Genomic DNA, 19,322 nt, shown 5'->3' on the forward strand with positions numbered 1-19,322 from the left:
GTAGAAGGAAATATGTTTAAGAAAAGTATAAGTTTATTATTAATTTTATTTGTAGTTTTATTTGCTGCCGTTGGTTGTGGTGGTAATGATGTAAATAAGAAAGAAGCTAAGAATGGAGAACAAGTAAAAGAGAAAGATCAGAAAATAACTAAGAAAGAAAAGTACGGTGGAACATTTAAGGGTAGATTAGCATCTGATCCACCAACATTAGACCCGGCTCATGCAACTGATACTACTTCTAGTCGAGTAATTAGAAATATCTTTGATGGTTTAGTACAATATAATAAAGATTTAGAAATAGTACCAGCCATTGCTAAAAGTTGGGATGTGAGTAAGGATGGTTTAACTTGGACTTTCAATTTAAGAAAGGATGTTACATTCCATAATGGAAATAAAGTAACTGCTGAAGATGTGATTTATTCCTTTACTCGAATTGTAGATCCAGATACTATGTCTGAAAGAGCTGGATTATTTGAAGATGTAAAAGGGGTAGAAGCTTATCAAAATGGAAAAGCTGATAAAGTTAGTGGTTTTAAGAAGATTGATAAGTATACTGTAAGGATTCAGCTAAAAAGACCATTTACTCCATTTTTACAGGTGTTAGCAATGGAGAATGCTTCTATTGTTTCTAAAGAAGCTGTTAAAAAGTATGGGGACCAATTTAGTCAACATCCAGTAGGAACTGGACCATTTAAGTTTACTAGTTGGAAACATGATAGTAAGGTTGTATTAGAGAAATTTGAAGATTACTATGTTGATGGACGTCCATATTTAGATAAAGTAGAGTATAAAGTAATTGCAGACAATACTACTGCTTTTGCTAGTTATGAGCAAGGTAGTATTTACCAAATGGATTCAGATATTCCATCTGGTCAGGTAGAAAGAATTATGGATCCAAATGGAGAATTTGCTGATGATTATAGTTTAGTAAATCGATTAGGAACTTATTACCTTGGTTTTAATACTCAAAAAGCGCCATTTGATAATCCCAAGGTAAGAAAAGCTCTTAATTATGCTGTAAATAGACAAGTGATTGCTCAGGTTCTTAGACATGGTACTGTAAAGCCTGCACAAGGTATCTTGCCACCTGGAATGCCTGGATATAATCCTGATTTAGAAGGATATACATTTAATATGAAAAAGGCTAAGAAGTTACTAGCTGAAGCAGGATATCCAAATGGTTTACCGGGAACTTACGAATTAGCTTATAATACAAGCAAGAGTCACCAAAAAATTGCAGTAGCAGTACAACGTAACCTCAAAGAACTTGGGGTAGATGTTAAGTTAGTTAATACTGATTGGGGTACGTATATTAACAAGGTAGATAAAGGAGATACACAAATATTCAGATTAGGTTGGATCGCGGATTATCCAGATCCAGACAATTTCTTATATGTATTATTCCATTCTGATAATGCTGGATCAGGTGGAAATTACTCTTTCTATAAGAATCCAGCGGTTGATAAGTTATTAGAAAAAGCACGACGAATGAAGCCTGGAAAAGAGAGACTTGAGTTATACCAAAAGATTGAAAAGAAAATTATGGATGATGCACCTTGGATTCCAGTGTACTATTATAGTACTCATGTACTAGTTAAACCATTTGTTCATGGTTATACATTTACGCCACAAACTCCATTAGAGTTAACAGATGTTTGGTTAGATCCAAGTCATCAGTAATAGATTAATATTTAAAGCAGTCAATTTAAGTTGGCTGCTTTTTTATTTTTTGTATCTAAAATGTATAAAATGGCATAAGTTAGGGATACTACTTAGCAAATAAGAGATATAAGGAGTGAGTGGAATGCAAGTAGAAGAACTAACTAAAAAAGAACAAATTATTAATTTTGCTAGACATGATCCATTTTTAAAGATTAGTGATATTTCTGAGCGAGTAGAGACAACTCCTAGATATGTAAGAACTATTTTATCAGAAGCTAACATTTCTTTGATGGACTTAAGGGAAAAATATGCTAGGAATATGGAGCAGCGTTTAGAAGGTAAACACGATGATTTGCAAAAAGCTACTATTCAATTATTAAAACAAGATGGAGAAATAGCTGCAGGTGATGTTCAATTACAGCAAGTTGATGATTTTGAGTTTGGTGAATTAGCTCCAACTAATCCAGAAGAAGAATTATATAAAATAGTGCAAGTTCGAATGGTAGATCAGAAAGCTTATGGCTTGCAAGAAATCATTACTTATTTAAGTTCTGATATCAATCAAGATAGAATTTGTGATTTGAATTCATTATATGAGTTATTTGGTAGTAAAGGGGTTAATAACTTAAAGTTTAGAAATAATGTTATCCAAGTAGAAAGAGCTAATAGTTTTTTATCTTGTCAACTTGATATAGAGGCGAACGGGCCAATTGTTAAAAGTCAAAGAGTAATTTTTATTGATAAAATACCAGTAGGAGTCGAAAATTATTATTTTGATGCTAATAGTGTTCAACTGGTATTACCAGGTGAGTTAGTAGTTTAGTCTTGACTTTTATAAGTGATTTGATATAATATTAAGGAAATGCCGAGGTGGCGGAACTGGCAGACGCGTAGCGTTGAGGGCGCTATAGACATTTTGTCTGTGTGGGTTCAATTCCCACTCTCGGCACCATAAAATTCTGTAATACTACTTAGGATATATTTGAAATTAAAATTATATAGAAGGTAAAAAGTATACTCAATTGAGTATACTTTTTTATTAGATTATTACTAAGCTTAGGGCTAATAATTGAACTACATTTATTATAATGAAATTTTTCACAGATAATATAAAAGTATCTGCTTTGCTCTGTTTTTTCATAAATAAATCAATATTCTTTTTTACAGGAATGAATGTTAATAAAGTAATTAGGCAAATTAAAGGTGTAACTTTAAAAATTAATAAAAGAATTAGATCAAGATAAACAAGGTAATAAAGTGTTTTAAAGAGTTTTAATGAATTACTTTTACCAATATAAGTTGGTAATGTATAGCGATTGTTTTCTAGATCATCTTTAATATCACAAATATTGTTTGCTAACATAATATTTGCGATTCCAATTATTAATGGTATAGAGAATAAAAAGATATAAGTTATCTCAATAATATTTAAATGAAGACTAAGTAACCCTTGGTTATAAAGTAAAAAAGCAATATTTTGATTAAAAACGTGAATATAGATTGATATAAAAGTTATCAAAAAACCCATAAATACTCCCGAAAATGCTTCTCCTAGTGGTGTTTGCGAAATAGGAATTGGGCCAAAAGAGTAAAGAATGCCTACTGAAAATGAAAGAACACCTAAAATAAGAACTACAAAGTTTGTATTTAAGACGAGGATAATCCCAAATAAGACTGCAATTATCAATAAAGCTAATATAATAAATCTAACTGTACTTTCTTTTAAATTGTTTTTAACAATTGCATTATGACTTTCATAATTGTACCCATGAGTTTTATTAGCTCTTTTATAATCATAATAATTATTTATAGCTGTTGTAGCCATATCAATTGTTAATAATGATATTAACATAAAAATAAAGTTTTTGAAATTAAAGTTGTTAAAATGATATAAGGTGTATAATGATCCTAATAGAAAGGGAATCATACTGGCGACTTTGGTTTTAATCTCCACTAATTTAAGAAAAATTTTAGCTGACATTGTATTCCTCCTAAAAAATTATATTAATCTCTTTTATTTATTTTGATATTTTGACTTTAATTCCTTTATTTTAAGTAAGATAAGTTTAAATAATAAAAAATTACTAACATTTATTTTGGAGATTAATGACAAACTAGATTTTAGGAGGTGGAGTTTAAAATGAAAAAAGATCGAATTGATAGAGAAAATTATATCCCTGAACAAGATGAGTTAGAAGAAGAGACTAATGGATTATTAAATATTAGAGATGAAACAAATAATGGAGCAAACAATCAAGGATTAATGAGAGATGTAAACGAGAAGGTAGAGCATAGAGAAAATTTTATAAGTTTACAGGAGAAAGGAGAAGGATTTAACTTTCCTGAAACTGAAATTGAGACCGGTCAGTGGACAAGTTTTAAGGCAGATGCTGCTCAGCAGGTAGGTAGATTTAGAGACCAAGTCCTTTCTGGCTCTCCTGCTAGTGAAACTGACCATATGACAGTAGGACGTTCTGGCTTAAAGGACATTATTGAGGCTTCTGAAGATAAGTTAGCTAAAAAGTTAAATAATGATGAATAATTTAATTTCCCTACAGTTAGTCATATAGCTGTAGGGTTTTTAATAATTTGTTTCCATGGTATAATTTTGATATACTTCATATATATTTTGGATATAAGGAGGAGATTTATGTCTTTATTTGAAATAAGTATAGTTTTATTTGCTGGCCTAGCAGCAGGATTTATTAATACATTAGCTGGTGGAGGTTCATTAATTGCTATGTCAGCTTTGATTTTTATGGGCTTGCCTTCTGCTATAGCTAATGGAACTAATCGAATTGCTGTTTTAGTACAGAATATTGTAGCAGTTACTAATTTTAAGCGTAAAGGTTTTTTTGATTTGAAACTGAATTTAAAGTTGGCTATACCAGCAGTAATTGGTGCCGTTTTTGGCTCAAGTGTAGCTATAACACTTCCTGAAGAGTTATTTAATAAAATATTAGCCGGGATAATGTTTTTAGTATTAGGGGTGATTATTCTCAACCCTACTAAAGATACAGAAAATAAAGTAGAAGCGTTGAATCTTAAGCAACAGATTATAGCAATGATAGCTTTTTTCTTTGTAGGTATTTATGGTGGGTTTATTCAAGCAGGTGTTGGGTTTATGTTTATTGTTACTTTATCATTAATTACAGATTCTTCATTAGTTAAAATTAATAGTATTAAAGTATTTGTAATTGCTGCTTATACTATATCTTCTCTTGTAGTATTTATTACAAATGGTAAAATTAATTGGTTATTAGGAATTATTTTAGCTGTGGGCAATAGTTTAGGTGCTTATTTAGGTAGTAATTTTGCTATAGCTAAGGGTGATAGATGGATTAAGGTTATACTAATAGTTTTAATTTTAGCAATGGCATTAAGATTATTAATAAATTTTTAAAATAGAATTTAAACATACATTATTTTTGATCTAACTTTTAAAGTTAGGTCATTTTTTATTTTAATGCACCTCTAGAAGGTAGAGTGAATAGATTATATTAAGGAGGTGGGATAATTGGTATTTTCCTTGATTAGTAAATTAAAAGATAAATTAGAAAAACTATTTAAAAAGGAGTGTCATTGTAGAAATGAAGATGAAATACATCTTGATCTAGATGGTTTAGAAATAGATATGGAACGTTGTTTTGCTTATGATAGACCACATGAGGTTACTGTTGTAGTTCCTAGAGCTGAAATTAGAAAAAGATTAGAAACAGAAGATAAGACAAAAGAGCTAGAGATATTACTTAATAGTATCACTATTGTACATTCGCCTTATCGCTCTTCTGATGAAGGCGAAGGCCCACCACCTCAACCACCTGAAATACCACGAGATGATGAAGAAGAAGGAGATCAAGAGAAAAGATAGATTCGTGAATATAAAGTTGGTTAAAAGTAAATGATAATATTGAAATCAAATTAATTGTAGGGGAGGATAAAATGAAAAAGCTAGGAATATTGGTAGCAATATTAGCGGTAATTGGGACTGGGGTATTAATTTATGAAACACAGTCAACTGGGAAGCTTGAAAAACTTGAAGCTGCTGCTCCAAGTTTTTGGAGTTTATCCCCTAAAATGAGATTGATGACGCGAACTGTTTCTGCGGAAGCTAAAGGAGAGTCATTAGTTGGACAAGTTGCAGTTGCGGCAGTAATCTTAAATCGAGTTGATAGTTCTAAATTTCCTGACTCTATATCGGGGGTTATTTATCAACCATGGGCTTTTACAGCAGTAGCACGAGGTCACATTTGGAATAATACCCCGGATGAGAGAACTATTCGTGCTACTTTAGCTGCTAAACGTGGTTGGGATCCAACATATGGTTCCATTTATTATTACAATCCAGCTAAAGTAGAGACTAATTGGATATATACTAGAAATGTAGTACGCAGAATAGGCAAACATATTTTTGCTAAATAGGAGGGATTAATTTGAATAACGAAGGATTAGGAGATTGGTTAGATGAGAAGTGGATATTAATACTTGTTTTAGCTGTTGGGATAGCTGCTACAGGATACTGGGGTTATGGTAAATATACTACTTTAAATCAAATAGAAAATGAATTAGATAATAGATACCAGCAAGCTTTTCAAGGTTTAAATCATCAAGTTGACTCTTTAGAGGAAGAGTTAGGTGCTTTAGTTGTTTCTAATACTGTTGATAATGTATCAGTTAATTTATCAAATGTTTGGAGATCTGCTTATTCAGCTCGAGAGAATTTAGGTGAGTTACCACTAAATAGCGATGCTCTAGATAATCTAAAGGGGTTATTATCTAATATATCTCGCTACAGTAAACACTTAGACCGTCGGGTAGTAAACAGAGAATTAAAAGAAAATGAAAGACAAATGTTAAGCAAATTTAGGCAAAAAATCCAAGTAGCTAATCGTGGTTTAGAAGCAGTACACAATAAAATGGAGCAAGAGAATTTCACATGGTATGATAAAAGAAGAATAAGTATAAGAGAGGATAAGAAAGAATATTCTGCTAGTCCTCTAGCTGGATTAAATAAATTAGATGGGAAATTAAAATTAACTAAGATTAAAGATAAGTTAAAGTCAGTTGTACCAGGTAATATAATGAGTTCTAACCAACAAAGTATAATAGCTGCTTTATCAGCTTTAGAAGGAGAAAAAGTAGCTGGAAAAAAAGCAATTGCAATTGCTAAAAAGTTTATAAAAAATCCCGAACAATATAATTATACATTAGCTGAGGATGATAAAATAAAGTTGGATAACGGAAAGATGGTTGAAGCTAAGCTACCAGCCTATGCTATTAAAGCTGTACACCAAGAAGATGAAGATAAAGTAATTAGATTAGATATTAGCAAACATGGTGGACAAGTAGTATGGTTGCTTAATCAAAGAGGAATTGGTGAACACAATGTTAATATAGACCAAGCCCGTCAGAGTGCTAAACAATTTTTAAAGGATAATGGTTATGAGAATGTAGTGATTGAATCAGCTGAAAAGTTTCCTAATAAAAATCCAAGACAATTAATAGTTGAATTTCTTCCAGCTCGTACTTTAGATAATGGTAAGGTGGTATTGATTAAAGCAGACAGAATAAAAGTGGAAGTTGCATTAGATAATGGTGAGATAACAGGATTTAATGGTATTGATTACGTTCTATATCATCACACCAGAGAAGTTAATGAACTTACCCCAAAGTTAAGTAAAGCAGAAGTTAAGAAAAAATTGAATAATAACTTAAAAATAGAAGACAGTAAACTTGTTTTAATTAATGATGAAACTCAAGAAAGGTTATGTTATGAATTTATTGGAAGGGTAAAGGGTGGAGAGAAAAAGTATAGTATTAAAATTGATGCTAGAACTGGTAGAGAAGTAAGTATTAAAAGCCTTGATAGCGATATTTATACGATTGCAAGATGATTTAATTAGTATTTAGTAGTATATGTGAGAAAAGTATAGTATCAATTATCTATTTTGAATTAAATCTTTAAGAACAACTAAATAATACTTGACCTTTTCCCCCTGTTTGTATATACTATTAAACGGTGCTGATGAGTAAGGGCGAATAGCTCAGTTGGGAGAGCACCTGCCTTACAAGCAGGGGGTCATAGGTTCAAGTCCTATTTCGCCCACCATTCAAATAATTGACAATGTACAATTGAGAATTGTCAATTAAAGACGATAATCATGGGTAATGATTTGATTTTGAAGTTAGAAATTAATTGTAAATTGTTCATTATCAATTGTCAATTTGTTTTATTGTGGGGATGTGGTGTAGTTGGTTAACACGCCGGCCTGTCACGCCGGAGATCGCGAGTTCGAATCTCGTCGTCCCCGCCATAAGTGGCGAGATAGCTCAGTTGGTAGAGCAGTGGATTGAAAATCCTCGTGTCCCCGGTTCAAATCCGGGTCTTGCCACCCTTATGCGAAAGTAGCTCAGTTGGTAGAGCATCTCGTTGCCAACGAGAAGGTCGCGAGTTCGAATCTCGTCTTTCGCTCCAGTAATGGTGACATAGCCAAGTTGGTAAGGCAGAGGATTGCAAATCCTCCATTCCCCGGTTCGAGTCCGGGTGTCACCTCCATTTTAATTAAGTAGAGTTTCCCCATTTTTTCAAAAATAATAAATTAGAACTTATTGATAATAAAATTGTGGATAACTTTTGGTAAAACAGATAGTAACTGCTCTAAAATAAAAAAAGGTGAAATGAACTCCTAAATTTGGTATAATTAGTTTGGCAACCAAAACCAAATAGGAGGTCATTTCACCATGATTAATTATACCAAACTTATCTATCAATTGAAACGAAAATTATCAACTTTTTCAGATAAAATCACTAAAAATTTATCAAAACCAAAATCTAAATTCATTTTTCAAATATTATATGGTCTATTAGAAAGTCAATCTATATTATTAAGTGAAATTTCTAGAGCTTTAAAAGAAGATATAACATTAAAAAAAGTAATTGATCGTTTATCTCGCAATTGTAAAAATTTTGATCAAAGATCAACAGTTATGAATAATTATATTAATTCAGTTAAAACATGCATTAACGAAAACACAATTTTTTGTTGTGATAAATCTGATATAGTTAAACCTGCAAGCAAAAAATTAGAAGCATTAGACCAAGTTCGTGATGGAAGCACTGGGAAAATTAACGATGGTTATGATACTTTTGAAATTGCAGCATTAACAGAAGAACATGAGATGCCGCTTTCTGTATATTCTCGGGTTTATTCTACTAAAGAAAAAGGATTCAAAAGTCAGAATATAGAGACTATCAAAGGTCTTGATTTTGTTAAATCACACTTTGGGAATCAAGGTATTTATGCCTTAGATCGTTGGTACGATAATAATCGTTTTTATAAATATTTTACAAAAAACAATGATGAATGTAATTTTGTTATTAGAGCTAAAAAAACTAGAAATGTTATTTATAAAGGGCAAACAATGAATATATTAGATGTAGCAAAGTTTTACAAAGGTAAATATGTTGCTAATTTTAAAGATAAAAACAATAATCCCCAAAAAGCAAAGTATAGTTATGCTGAAATAAAACTTCCTGCTATGCCAGATAAAGATTTAACTATGGTTATAGTAAAAGGGCTTGGGCTAACCCCTATGATATTAATTAGTAATTTAGCTCCTGAATCAAAAAAACTTACTAAAACTATATTTGAAGCATACTTAAAAAGATGGAAAGTAGAAGAATACTTTCGATTTAAAAAACAACAATTCAATTTAGAAAATATTAGAGTCAGATCTTTAAATAGTATTAGAACTATGGATTTGCTACTTAGTATTTTAATTGGTTTTATTGCTATGCTGTCAGAAAAGCGAAATAAAACTAAATTAAATATGTGGATAACTAAATTATCTGAAAGAATTTATGATATCCCCGAATTTGATTATTATGCAATAGCTACTGGAATTTATAATATTTTCAAGAAAACCCGAACAGGTATCCAAAGTTTTATTAATAAAAATATCAAATACCAACAATCACAACAATTAATGTTGTCTAAACTATTGCTATAATAGCAATGTTGGCTTGCTGGTATTATAATTTTGGGGAAACTCTATTTTAATTAACTATTGACAAATTAATTAAAATAAGTTACAATGATTTAGTGTACAAGCCGGAGTGGCGGAATTGGCAGACGCATCGGACTTAAAATCCGGTGGGCCTTTGTGCCCGTGTCAGTTCGAGTCTGACCTCCGGCACCACTTAATTAATTTAATAGTTTTTTTAATTGTAAGTTGTCCATTGTCAATTATTAATTAAATATAAGCCGGAGTGGCGGAACTGGCAGACGCATCGGACTTAAAATCCGGTGGGCCTTTGTGCCCGTGTCGGTTCGAATCCGACCTCCGGCACCATTATTTATATAATTAAATCTTAAGGGGATATAGCTCAGTTGGGAGAGCGCTACGTTGACATCGTAGAGGTCACTGGTTCGAGCCCAGTTATTCCCACCACTTATAAACCATTGAGATATAAGGGATTAAGACCTGTCACTAAGACAGGTTATTTTATTTTTTGGAGATAATGTCGCCATTTTGTTGCCAAACCTATTTATTAAGGTTGTTTTTTAGTTTTTTAACTGCTTCTTTTTGCATAGAAGAAATTACATGAGAATAGGTATCAAGGGTCTGTGTGATTGAAGAATGGCCTAATCTTTCCTGAACTATCTAGGATGCACACCAGCTTTAAGCATCAGTGTTGCGTGAGTGTGTCTTAGATCATGTAATCGAAATTGTGATAAATCAGCTTTATCAGCTACTTTATTAAATTGTCTAGTTGTATATAAAGGCAGATAAGGATCTCCATTTTCTTTAAGAAAGATTAAATCATATTGATCATTATATTTACTACCTAGTCTAAGTTTATTCTTCTTTTATTGTTGCTTACGTTGCTTTAATATATTTACTATATCATCATCAATATTGATTGGTCTGATACTAGAATTTGTTTTTGGTTCTCGAAAATCTAATCTTCCTCCAGATAATTTTGTTACACTTTGTTTGACTTGCATTATTTTTTCTTGGAAGTCAACCTCCTTAACTCTCCTTTGAAAAGTATTATTCAGGTGGAACATCCTCTTCTTCTGCAAAAGTTCTAATAATTTTAATAATTTTAGACAGATCTTGATCAGATAATTTTTTACTTTCTTTTAGTAACATTTGTCGCTGATCATCTTTAGCTAAATTAACGAAAAATTCTATATCTGCCTTTTCAAGTGACTTAAGAGTATCTGTAGATAGCTTCCTAATTAATTCTTCTCTTTCATCGTTGGTATCATTATCTAAAAAGTCGGCTATTTTTAATAATCTGTCCTTAGCGATATCTGTTCCAGCAGCTATTTTGTTGATTGTCCTAATAGAAGGTTTTTTTCCTTTAGATAGCCTATTTATTTCAGTATGGCTTACATCACAATTGATTATCAGTATCTTAATCAAGTCTTGAATGATGAGGAAAAAGAAGAAAAAGCCACTGGTCAAAATGGCCAGAGGGAGAGTGGACAGATTGCCCAGACCAATACCAAAGAAGTCACAAAGAATAATAAACATACAGACATAGATAAGGTGACTTCAGAAAATAAGCCCCAGACAATTCGCAAAGCCTTTGAGGATTATTGGAAAGTTCTATCTCCTAATCCCTCGCAGATATTAAAGTTAACTGAAGTAGCTAAAAGTTTAACTACAGAAGTAGTAATTGAGGGAATGAGAAGGGCTAGATACCGAGATGATCCCTTCTAGTACTGTTTTGGACTTAATCCTGAGAAAGGAAGGGACTAATTAATCACTGGATAAAGGTTGGTGTTAGCTCACTAGCTGATGTAGAAGAATTAGATCGCCAGCATCAGAAGAAGCAAAAAGGGGGGGCAAAAGTGGAACTAGTAAAAAACGAGGTAGAACTAGGAGCAGAGAAAGTACGAAAGAACTGGAGAAAAAATATACAGACTACTGATCAAGAACTAGAAGAAGATTATGATTGCTCCCTTTGTCAGGATAGAGGTTTTTATCAACCTGAAGGAAAAGAAGAAATGGTAAGATGTAAGTGTAATCAACTGAAAACATTTCGAAAGAAGATTAGATCAGCCAGAATTCCAACTAGATTTAAGAATAGTCGATTAGATAATTTTGAGTTTAAAGCTGTCTCCCACAAGAAAGCCCATCAACATGCTGTAGTTCTAGCGAAAGAAGTAGATAAGTTTATAGCTAATAACTGGGGATTATATTTACAAGGACCACCAAGTCAGGGAAAGACTAAATTACAAGCTAGTATAGTTAATGAGTTATGTGTGGAGGAAGATTATTTAGGAGTAATGGTTAATGTCCGGGAGTTTTTAAGCGATCTAAAAGATGCTATAGGAGAAGGTAGATTAAATGAAATGTTACGAGCTATTGGAGAGAATCAGATAGTAGCTTTAAATGATCTAACTGGTGGAAAGAGACCTACTGATAGTTTTACTGAGTTTGAGCGTGGTGTACTTTATCGGTTAATTGATGCAATTTATGAAAAAAGTAAGACAATTATCATCACAGCCAAGTATAATTATGACTGGTTGCAGGATAAACTTGGTCAAGATGTTAGGGATAGGATTCAGGAGATGTGTGGCCAATCAATTATTATGAGGGGATATAATTGGAGAAGACAAGCAGGAGAAGAACGGGATGAGCTAGCTATATAGCCCCCTGACTGACTTGTAGAAATCGTGCATTAGTAGTATAATTAGAATAATTTAAAATTAGGGGGACTAAAAATGCCTAGAACAAAGTATTCTGACGAACTTAAAAAGCAAGTGGTAGAAGAATGTAGACAAGTAGATAATATTTCTTTAGTAGCTCGACGTCATGAAATTTATAAAAGCACTGTTTATTCTTGGGTTAAAAAAGCTCGTAAGACTGGTTCTGTTAACTCATTACCAAAAAATCAAAAGAAAAAGCTCAAAGAGACTTCTAAAAGATTAGAGAAAGTAAGTTCTGAAAATGTGATCAACTAAAAAAATTACTTGCTGAAAAGGAACTAGAATTAGCTATTTTAAGAGACCTAAGAGACCAATCAAACCCGCAGTAACCGACAAAGTAAAAATTGCAGTAAAGTGGATAAATAAAGGTTATAAAATAGCTACAGTTTTAAACTTTGTCGGTTTATCAGAATCCACTTATTATTATAATATTAATCATAATAGCGAAGATGATAATAGCTCAAATAATCCTAATGGAGACCTATCCCCTGGCTATTCTTATAGCTATGCTGGTGAAAAAGTCTCAGATGAACAGATAAAAGAATGGTTATTAGAATTAGTTGCAGGTGATGGTTTTCCTTATGGTTATAAGAAATTAACTACTTGTCTAAAGGAAGATTATATGCTTAAAATCAACCATAAAAAGGTATATAGATTGTGCAAAGAGCTTGATATATTAAGACCTCAAAGAAAGATAAAGAATCGTCACCCTAGAAGGTTAGCTAAGAGAGACGAGATTAGTAATTCTAATCAACTTTGGGAGATGGGTCTTAAATATGGTTATATCACTGGAACAGATCAATTCTTCTTTCAGTTATCAGTAATAGATGTCTTTGATAGGTCAATAATTGACTACCACTTAGGTTTAAGTTGTAAAGCTGAAGATGCCTGCAGAGTATAAAAAAAGGCTCTTGCTAAAAGAGAATTAACTAAAGGTATGGATTTACCTGTTATAAGAACAGATAATGGTCCACAGTTTACATCTAAACTCTTTGGTAGTACTTGTCAATCTCTAGGCATGAAGCATAAAAGAATACCAGTAAAAACTCCGAATATGAATGCTCATATTGAATCATTCCACTCTATATTATTATAGTCGTAATGAATTTCAAAGTTATATAGAGGTCTATGAGATTGTTAGTGAGTATATGAGATATTATAATAACAGGCGTAGACATGGTAGTTTAAATAACCAAGCTCCAACTCAATATTATCGAGCTGTTAAAGATAAAAAGATTAAGCCTGAAGTCTTTATTGCATAAAATAAGAAGTTACGAATGATTGAGTATGATATAGATTTTCTCCAATATTAGTGGGTTAAGCCGGTTAATGGGAAATTAGTTAGAGGTAGATTATTAAAATTAGAAGAATATATTAATGATTTGAAAGAATATGAAGAGATTAGATTTATTAAATATAAAAATAGTAAATTGGTAAAGCGATTTGTGGAGAGAACATTACAATTAGCTATTAAATCTTGTCTTGATATAGGAAGCCATATTATTAGTGATGAAAGATTAGGCATAGCTGATACTAATGCTGATATTATAAAGATCTTAGCAGAAAATGATATAATTAAAGATAATGTTGACCAATATATAAAAATGGCTAAATTTAGAAATGTGATTGTACATGATTATTCTACTTTTGATGATTAAATTATTTATAATATTTTAACTAAGAATTTAGAGGAAATAAAAGTTTTATTTAATTGGTATCGAGAATATATAGAATAGAACTTAGTGGTTTATATAAAGAAGAAATAAAGAAAAAGCCAGTTAAATAACTGGCTTTTTTAATGTGCAGAACACTAAAATTTTTTAATTTTTTTGACTACTTCTTTTTGTGATATATAATTAAAGTTGAAGGTGAAAAATAAAGAACTGAAACAGGAGGGAATATAATGTCAATTAAAGTAGGTCTAATTAGATGTCAAAAAACTGAAGAATATTGTCCAGCAACAACATGTTTATCTTTTGCAAAAGAAGGCAAAGGAGGTTTTGAAGAAACAGGCCCAGTAGAGGTTATAGGAGTGATTACCTGTGGTGGCTGCCCAGGTAAAAAAGCTATTAAAAGAGCAGCAATGTTAAAAGAAAGAGGAGCAGAAAAAATTGTTTTGGCTTCCTGTATTCTACGTGGAACACCAAGTGATATTAACTATCCTTGTCCTTTTGGTAAAAAAATGCATAAATTAATAGAAGAGCAAACAGGACTTGAAGTTATTGAATGGACACATTAAAAGTTTTTAAAATGAATTTATAAAGGAGGAGCCTTAATGATTTACTTAGATTATAATGCAACTACTCCAATAGATAAGAGAGTAACTAAAGCAATGGAACCATATATTTATGATATATATGGTAATCCTTCTAGTAGTCATGAACTTGGTAAGAAAGCAGCAAAGGCTGTTAAAAAGGCAAGATCTCAAGTTGCAAAGCTTTTAGGAGCTAACTCTGAAGAAATAATATTTACTAGTGGAGGCAGTGAATCAAATAATACAGTTATTAAAGGTGTAGCAGAAACTTATCAAGACCAAGGAAATCATATTATCACTTCCCAAATTGAACATCCAGCAGTAATTAATGCCTGTAAGTATTTGGAGAAGAAAGGATTCCAGATAACTTATTTACCTGTAGATAAGTATGGTATGGTAGATGTTGAAGATGTTCGTAAAGCAATAACTGATAAAACAATATTGATTACAATTATGCATGCTAATAATGAAGTTGGTACAATTCAACCACTAAAAGAGATTAGTGAAATTGCTCATAAGAATGAGGTTTTAGTACATACTGATGCAGCACAATCAGTTGGCAAAATTCCTACGAAAGTTAATGAATTAGGAGTTGATTTTTTATCAGTTGCTGGTCATAAATTATATGCTCCTAAAGGGATTGGAGCTTTATATATTAGAGAAGGGATAGAGATAGAACCTTTGATTCACGGTGGAGGTCAAGAGTTTGGGAAGCGTGCTGGAACTGAGAATGTTATTTTTGCAGTTGGGCTAGGAGAAGCCTGTGAAGTGGTTAATAATAATAAATTGAGAAAGCTAACAGATTATTTTTATGATTCATTAGTTAATGAATTTAAAGATAGTATAATTCTTAATGGTCATCCTGAAAAAAGGCTTCCTAATACATTGAATGTAAGCTTTAAAGGAATGGATGGATTAGAAGTATTAAATCAGTTAGATGATATTGCTGCTTCAACTGGTTCTGCATGTCATTCTGGCAAAAAAGAACCTTCTAGGATATTAAAAGCTATGGATATTGATAATCAAATAGCTATGGGAGCAGTAAGATTTAGTTTAGGTCGTTATACTACAAAAGAAGATATTGATAAGGTAATGGAACAACTAACTAACTGCATTAAATTTGATTAGTTCTTGAATTGGCCCTTGGGATTTAGAAACTCTCAAGGGTTTTATTATATTAAGGCGTAGTTGCATATTCATTAGGGCCAAGGTTAACCATCACTTTGTATTGAACATCTAATGATGGAAGTCGAATCTGTATTAGATTAGTTTAATATACTCACTAAAGCATTTTATGATTTCTTATTTAGTGGTTACCAAAAAGTTTTCTTTTATTTTATGGTAACCTACTTGATTAAAAGGACATTCTTTGATACAGATTGAGCAACCATAATTCCTTGCAAAGTATTCTACACATGTATCATTGTCAATAAAAGCAATATTATCTGCTGTAGTTGTTACTGGTTCTTCGTAGATTGCATCTACAGGACAAGATTCTATACACTTCCCGCATTGCTGACAAAAGTCATTAATCCATTCATGCTTATTATCTCCAGTTGTAGGTAGATTTTTAATATTTGTATAGATGACGCCAAGTCTGTGGGTTGGCCCGTTTTCGGGAGTTATTAGAATACCATGCCGGCCAAAGGCACCTAGTCTAGCCCGCTTTGCTAGAACTGGATAGATTGTTTGCCCACCTAATCCTGGGCCAGATTGGGCTCCAAAGCCCATTTCCCGGAGTGAATTAGTAATTTTATTTGCTACTACACCAGTTTGAGCATATGTATCTTGGACTGTCTTCAATGATTGGAAACTGGGGGCTGTTTGAATATCTTCCTGATCCATTTCTATAGAGAAGACAATTGCCTGAGAGTAGAGGATGCCTCGATTGAGAAAGATATCATCTTTATTTACTGTAGTGTAGCCAATTGAATCTACGCCAAGCTCCTCAGCTTGTTGATTGATTCGTTCTAGTTCTTCTTGGTTAATCTTCTCTCGATCAGGGGTTTGATCCAAACCTCGATAACTCTTTTTTAATTCTCTCATATTTTTGATTAGAATTGGTATTAAATTCAGCCTTTTCATAATTGATATATGTTGCATAGGGTTACCTTTAAACTCTCCTTGCTCACGCGAGTTCTGACCAGGTTCAATCACTTGTTCATGTGATAATAACTTATCTAAGTCTCCAATCATAGCATCAATATCGTGCGGTTCATTGTTATCCTTTTTAAATAATTCAAGCAAAGTTTTAAACATAAGTTGTACCTCCTTTTAAGGTAAGTAGTTACTTGCATAAAGAATAAAAAAATTATTATAGTAAGTCATCTACTAGTTTTTCTAAGGAAGTTTCGAAGTCAGGCATTGGTTCAAAAGGTTGAATGATATTAATATTCATAAAAAGTCCCCAAATAGAGGACAGAAAGTTAACGGCAAAGATATCTGGCTGATCAATCTCCAGTTCTTGTGTTTTATCTATATAAGTAATGACAGTTTCTTTTATTTCTTCAGAAAATTTATCTAATGGTAACCTTATATCTTGGATAGTAGTTTCATCATTTTTGAGTTCAATTTTTATTAGGGAAGAATTGTATTCAAAAATCTCGTATAAAGAACTGGCGATATTTATTAAAAATTCTTTCGGTTCTTTCTGATAGAGTTCATCTCCATTGGTTATATTTGGTTCGAAGATATAATGTTCAAATACTGCTTCAAAAAGTTTTTGTTTCGATTCAAAGTGTCTAAATAGAGTGACTTCATTTACCTCAGCTTGCTGGGCTATTTCTTTGGTAGTTACGCTATTATATCCTTTTTGTGAAAAAAGATTGAGTGCTGCCTTAAGTATTGCTTGGGAAGTTTCTTCTTTGGGCATATAGTCTTCCTCCTTTGTATGCAAGTAGTTACTTTCAATAATATTATATTATGATTTTCTGGGTTTGTCAAAGGTGGTAAAGAGATTGAATTAATAAAAATGGAATAGAAGGATTATTAATAGGTATATTGCGAGCTTCAAGGTTATATTAAAAAGGGGCTTAGTTATGAAAATATTAAATAGAGATTTTTCCATAGAGAAGATAAAAATAATTTCATATACATCATCCTGATATGGGTTAATTTTAAAAGTTATTCTCTGAAATATATTGTTTATCACTATCGTTGCATTGTTAAAAACTATAAATTTACTAATTCAATGAAATTAAATTAGTACTCAAAAATTTAATGATAGTTAAATCTTTAAAAAACAATTTTATTCCAAAATGAAGTTATATTCTATATTTAAAGTAAAATATAGAATATATTTCTAAACAGAGCTCTACTACCCTAAGTCTTAAACAATAAAATTTTATTAAGTAGTATTTATCCATTTACTCCAATGGAAATTATCTTTTACAACTGACAGAATAGAATATTTTATCTTTCTAGTAAGTTTAAGCAATGTCCTTTAAATTTAGACTCTTTTTTAAGTAATTTTAGGATTAAAAATAAAATAACAGCACTATAAATTTGGATTAAGACAGCATTTCTATTTTGCCCAAAAAGCTTTTTATCTTTAAATGTTGCTTAATCCATTTAAAAAATAATTCTATTTGCCATCTCTTTTTATACAAATAGGCTATTACATGAGCTTCCAAATCAAAACGATTAGTTAGAATATCTATGATTTTATCTTTTCTATTTCGATCAGTAGTTTTTACTCTAACTAATCTTGTTTTATGTTTCATTCTAGTCTCTGAAGTATGGTCGCCTAGCATTACATCAGCGTCTAATATAACATCTGCTTCTTTATTCTTAAAAGTTAGATCTAATGAGTTCAATTTTGGTGTTAGATTTTGCTCTAGTCACAAAGTAAATATCATTTTCTATAAATTCATCAAATTTTTGATACTTTATATAAGCTCTATCAAAAAGATAAGTATAGCTAGGATTAAAAGTTAAATCATCAAATATTTCTTTATCATGAATTACAGCATCACTTATTATTATATTTTCTGGAGCATTAGTATTTAAATCATATAGAGTATGAAGTTTAATTCCACCTTTAGTACTTCTAAACTTAGCCCAAGGAAATAATGATAAACATAAGCTTACTGTTGAAGAATCTAAAATTTTTACAGAACCAATTTCTTTTAATGCTTTTTTTAGCCCTTTATTAGATGTAAGCTTATCAAAGAGGTGTTGAAAAATCTCAAAGAAAATCTTGTAAGTTTTATCTTCATTTTTTCGAGATAACTGAGACTTGCTTATCTTAGGTAATACTTTATTTAGTTGCTTATTATTCTTTAGATCCGAAACAAAATCTTCTAGACTTTCTTTTTTAGTAAGATGAAAGTAAAGTAAATATAACAAATGAACTTCTGTTGTTAGTTTATGAACCTTATAATCTGCATTATATTTATTAATTAAACTTTTTAGAAAATTTTCATCAATAACATCTAGCAGTTTAGTTAAAAGTATGGTACAATAATTCATGATTTCAGCTCCTTTGGTTTCATGAATTTTGTACTGTGGTGGGTACTTATCCATTTAATCAAAGGAGTTTTGTTTTTTCAATAATTTTTTATAAAAAACGATGCAACGCTAGTGATTGTTTATAACAATTGTAAATTAATTATTTAACAAGGTGACTAAGAATTAAAAAATAATAAATTATAAAGGAATAATAAATTAATTAAAGAATAAGT

Annotated in this window: 20 protein-coding genes, 9 tRNA genes and 2 pseudogenes; 23 read left to right on the forward strand and 8 right to left on the reverse strand. The window is 31.3% G+C overall.

The genetic code is table 11. From position 1 onward, the window contains the following. Window positions 1–12: 12 nt before the first annotated feature. From HALHA_RS02205 to HALHA_RS02215, 3 genes are all read left to right on the forward strand, one after another. A complete protein-coding gene (locus HALHA_RS02205) occupies window positions 13–1,680 on the forward strand; it encodes an ABC transporter substrate-binding protein (protein WP_015326160.1) in 1,668 nt (555 codons plus the stop codon). Window positions 1,681–1,804: 124 nt separating this feature from the next. Beyond that, entirely contained in the window at window positions 1,805–2,485 is a 681-nt protein-coding gene (locus HALHA_RS02210; protein WP_015326161.1) for a hypothetical protein, read from the forward strand. Window positions 2,486–2,526: 41 nt separating this feature from the next. Beyond that, window positions 2,527–2,614 (forward strand) — tRNA-Leu (locus tag HALHA_RS02215). 87 nt (window positions 2,615–2,701) lie between these two features. Here the strand turns inward: HALHA_RS02215 and menA are convergent. Next, window positions 2,702–3,643, reverse strand: a complete 942-nt coding sequence (menA, locus tag HALHA_RS02220; RefSeq protein WP_015326162.1) for a 1,4-dihydroxy-2-naphthoate polyprenyltransferase — start codon at window positions 3,641–3,643, stop codon at window positions 2,702–2,704. A 159-nt stretch (window positions 3,644–3,802) separates the two neighbouring features. Between menA and HALHA_RS02225 the strand changes: the two genes are divergently transcribed. The 14 genes from HALHA_RS02225 to HALHA_RS02290 all read left to right on the forward strand — a co-directional run bounded on the left by HALHA_RS02225 (window position 3,803) and on the right by HALHA_RS02290 (window position 10,113). After that, window positions 3,803–4,204 carry a hypothetical protein gene (locus tag HALHA_RS02225; RefSeq protein WP_015326163.1) on the forward strand — a complete coding sequence of 134 codons (402 nt, stop codon included), beginning with the start codon at window positions 3,803–3,805 and terminating at the stop codon, window positions 4,202–4,204. Between the two features lie 108 nt (window positions 4,205–4,312). Next, on the forward strand, window positions 4,313–5,065 hold the full coding sequence (locus tag HALHA_RS02230; protein WP_015326164.1) for a sulfite exporter TauE/SafE family protein: 753 nt from the start codon (window positions 4,313–4,315) through the stop codon (window positions 5,063–5,065). Window positions 5,066–5,179: 114 nt separating this feature from the next. Then, window positions 5,180–5,533, forward strand: a complete 354-nt coding sequence (locus HALHA_RS02235; RefSeq protein WP_015326165.1) for a hypothetical protein — start codon at window positions 5,180–5,182, stop codon at window positions 5,531–5,533. A 71-nt stretch (window positions 5,534–5,604) separates the two neighbouring features. After that, the gene (locus HALHA_RS02240; RefSeq protein WP_015326166.1) at window positions 5,605–6,084 is read left to right on the forward strand and encodes a cell wall hydrolase; all 480 of its coding nucleotides are present in this window, start codon (window positions 5,605–5,607) and stop codon (window positions 6,082–6,084) included. An 11-nt stretch (window positions 6,085–6,095) separates the two neighbouring features. Continuing rightward, window positions 6,096–7,556: a PepSY1/2 domain-containing protein gene (locus HALHA_RS02245; protein ID WP_015326167.1), complete on the forward strand. Its 1,461-nt coding sequence runs from the start codon at window positions 6,096–6,098 to the stop codon at window positions 7,554–7,556. A 139-nt stretch (window positions 7,557–7,695) separates the two neighbouring features. Then, window positions 7,696–7,771 (forward strand) — tRNA-Val (locus HALHA_RS02250). A 128-nt stretch (window positions 7,772–7,899) separates the two neighbouring features. Continuing rightward, window positions 7,900–7,976: transfer RNA gene (locus HALHA_RS02255), tRNA-Asp, on the forward strand. Window positions 7,977–7,981: 5 nt separating this feature from the next. Next, window positions 7,982–8,054: transfer RNA gene (locus HALHA_RS02260), tRNA-Phe, on the forward strand. Between the two features lie 7 nt (window positions 8,055–8,061). Continuing rightward, window positions 8,062–8,137, forward strand: a tRNA-Gly gene (locus HALHA_RS02265). Window positions 8,138–8,142: 5 nt separating this feature from the next. Next, window positions 8,143–8,218 (forward strand) — tRNA-Cys (locus HALHA_RS02270). 185 nt (window positions 8,219–8,403) lie between these two features. Next, on the forward strand, window positions 8,404–9,672 hold the full coding sequence (locus tag HALHA_RS02275; RefSeq protein WP_015326168.1) for a transposase: 1,269 nt from the start codon (window positions 8,404–8,406) through the stop codon (window positions 9,670–9,672). 100 nt (window positions 9,673–9,772) lie between these two features. Continuing rightward, a tRNA-Leu gene (locus HALHA_RS02280) sits at window positions 9,773–9,861 on the forward strand. 64 nt (window positions 9,862–9,925) lie between these two features. Continuing rightward, window positions 9,926–10,014 (forward strand) — tRNA-Leu (locus HALHA_RS02285). 23 nt (window positions 10,015–10,037) lie between these two features. Next, window positions 10,038–10,113, forward strand: a tRNA-Val gene (locus HALHA_RS02290). A gap of 209 nt (window positions 10,114–10,322) precedes the next feature. Here the strand turns inward: HALHA_RS02290 and HALHA_RS13655 are convergent. The 3 genes from HALHA_RS13655 to HALHA_RS02300 are packed head-to-tail and all read right to left on the reverse strand — an operon-like array spanning window position 10,323 to window position 11,094. Further along, window positions 10,323–10,481 carry a site-specific integrase gene (locus tag HALHA_RS13655; protein WP_342662853.1) on the reverse strand — a complete coding sequence of 53 codons (159 nt, stop codon included), beginning with the start codon at window positions 10,479–10,481 and terminating at the stop codon, window positions 10,323–10,325. A 51-nt stretch (window positions 10,482–10,532) separates the two neighbouring features. Further along, window positions 10,533–10,670, reverse strand: coding sequence for a site-specific integrase (locus HALHA_RS13660; protein WP_169314483.1), 138 nt, complete (start codon window positions 10,668–10,670; stop codon window positions 10,533–10,535). 46 nt (window positions 10,671–10,716) lie between these two features. Next, complete coding sequence (locus tag HALHA_RS02300; protein ID WP_041607618.1) at window positions 10,717–11,094, reverse strand: hypothetical protein; 378 nt, start codon at window positions 11,092–11,094, stop codon at window positions 10,717–10,719. A gap of 3 nt (window positions 11,095–11,097) precedes the next feature. On the opposite strand from HALHA_RS02300, the gene HALHA_RS02305 reads away from it, so the two are divergent. The 6 genes and pseudogenes from HALHA_RS02305 to HALHA_RS02335 all read left to right on the forward strand — a co-directional run bounded on the left by HALHA_RS02305 (window position 11,098) and on the right by HALHA_RS02335 (window position 15,768). Further along, complete coding sequence (locus tag HALHA_RS02305) at window positions 11,098–11,394, forward strand: hypothetical protein (RefSeq protein ID WP_041607620.1); 297 nt, start codon at window positions 11,098–11,100, stop codon at window positions 11,392–11,394. A 131-nt stretch (window positions 11,395–11,525) separates the two neighbouring features. Continuing rightward, on the forward strand, window positions 11,526–12,329 hold the full coding sequence (locus HALHA_RS02310) for an ATP-binding protein (RefSeq protein ID WP_015326170.1): 804 nt from the start codon (window positions 11,526–11,528) through the stop codon (window positions 12,327–12,329). A gap of 72 nt (window positions 12,330–12,401) precedes the next feature. Next, a pseudogene (locus HALHA_RS02320) lies at window positions 12,402–13,648 on the forward strand (IS3 family transposase). Between the two features lie 102 nt (window positions 13,649–13,750). Next, window positions 13,751–14,044: pseudogene (hepT, locus tag HALHA_RS02325) on the forward strand (type VII toxin-antitoxin system HepT family RNase toxin); the annotation flags it as partial. 245 nt (window positions 14,045–14,289) lie between these two features. Further along, window positions 14,290–14,625 (forward strand): CGGC domain-containing protein, encoded by a 336-nt coding sequence (locus tag HALHA_RS02330; RefSeq protein WP_015326172.1) that lies wholly within the window; start codon window positions 14,290–14,292, stop codon window positions 14,623–14,625. A 36-nt stretch (window positions 14,626–14,661) separates the two neighbouring features. Continuing rightward, window positions 14,662–15,768, forward strand: coding sequence for a cysteine desulfurase family protein (locus HALHA_RS02335; protein ID WP_015326173.1), 1,107 nt, complete (start codon window positions 14,662–14,664; stop codon window positions 15,766–15,768). 174 nt (window positions 15,769–15,942) lie between these two features. Here the strand turns inward: HALHA_RS02335 and HALHA_RS02340 are convergent, their stop codons facing one another. From HALHA_RS02340 to HALHA_RS02350, 4 genes are all read right to left on the reverse strand, one after another. Further along, window positions 15,943–16,899 (reverse strand): 4Fe-4S double cluster binding domain-containing protein, encoded by a 957-nt coding sequence (locus HALHA_RS02340; protein ID WP_015326174.1) that lies wholly within the window; start codon window positions 16,897–16,899, stop codon window positions 15,943–15,945. Between the two features lie 55 nt (window positions 16,900–16,954). Next, window positions 16,955–17,512 carry a TetR/AcrR family transcriptional regulator gene (locus tag HALHA_RS02345; protein WP_015326175.1) on the reverse strand — a complete coding sequence of 186 codons (558 nt, stop codon included), beginning with the start codon at window positions 17,510–17,512 and terminating at the stop codon, window positions 16,955–16,957. 637 nt (window positions 17,513–18,149) lie between these two features. Then, window positions 18,150–18,362: a transposase gene (locus tag HALHA_RS13780; protein WP_281098762.1), complete on the reverse strand. Its 213-nt coding sequence runs from the start codon at window positions 18,360–18,362 to the stop codon at window positions 18,150–18,152. A gap of 67 nt (window positions 18,363–18,429) precedes the next feature. Next, a complete protein-coding gene (locus tag HALHA_RS02350; RefSeq protein ID WP_281098763.1) occupies window positions 18,430–19,110 on the reverse strand; it encodes an IS4 family transposase in 681 nt (226 codons plus the stop codon). Window positions 19,111–19,322: the final 212 nt, after the last annotated feature.

The organism is Halobacteroides halobius DSM 5150 (assembly GCF_000328625.1).
GTDB classification, from domain to species: Bacteria; Bacillota; Halanaerobiia; order Halobacteroidales; family Halobacteroidaceae; genus Halobacteroides; species Halobacteroides halobius.